The following is a 702-nucleotide window of genomic DNA, read 5'->3' as shown; positions in this document are numbered from 1 at the left end:
ACCTCGATAACTGTACGTAAGATCAGTATAGTTCGTGGTAACTGACTGCTAATCATGGGTAATCAGGTTTTGTTTTCCTGAATCTGCGTGTAGTGCCAGTAACACCTCAGCGGAGGCAGGCCTCTCTCGGGTGCTTTATTATTTGTCTTTTATTTTTGTATTTATTGTTTTTACGAATGAATCCATGACAATAACAACTTAAAATTAATCGCCATTGAAATGGACGTGAATCCTACAACAGTCGCAAACAGAAAAACCAGCCAAAAATTAGAGTGAACACACTATTTATTCATTACAATGGCTCATACTTTCAGCTGTATTTACAGCAAAAGATAGTTCGTTACAAAAAGAAACTTTCAATATTAATCATATACTTAACAACTAACTGATTTTGCTTATCTTTATATAAAAACGCCCACTACTGACATTGTGGATAACAAGATCTTGGTTGCAATTGAATAACCATTTTCTCGCCATTAAAAACCTTAAAAACTTTCTGCTGACGCATGGCCTGCACCGCGGCGCTATCAATAAATCGCAATCTGGCACGCACATAGATATTACCTTCCGCCAATTGCAGGGGGGTCAATCGCAAATCAAACTGCAAGGGCAACATGGTCACCTCATAGCCAGGGCGGGATCGCACTTTGTTAATGAAATTTGAACAGGCAGATCGTCTGTGATCTAATCGCGTCTCCATGC

General features: G+C 39.3%; 1 protein-coding gene. It reads right to left on the bottom strand.

Annotated elements, in window-relative coordinates:
• Positions 1-418 precede the first annotated feature (418 nt).
• Positions 419-702 (bottom strand): YscW family type III secretion system pilotin (locus PG888_RS23040; protein ID WP_270694491.1); only part of this gene is annotated, 284 nt, incomplete at its 5' end.

The sequence above is a fragment of the Aeromonas sp. QDB23 genome (genome assembly GCF_027707745.1).
GTDB classification, from domain to species: domain Bacteria; phylum Pseudomonadota; class Gammaproteobacteria; order Enterobacterales; family Aeromonadaceae; genus Aeromonas; species Aeromonas allosaccharophila.
Note: the sequence above shows the minus strand (reverse complement) of the source record. Positions and strands in the feature narration are given on the sequence as shown.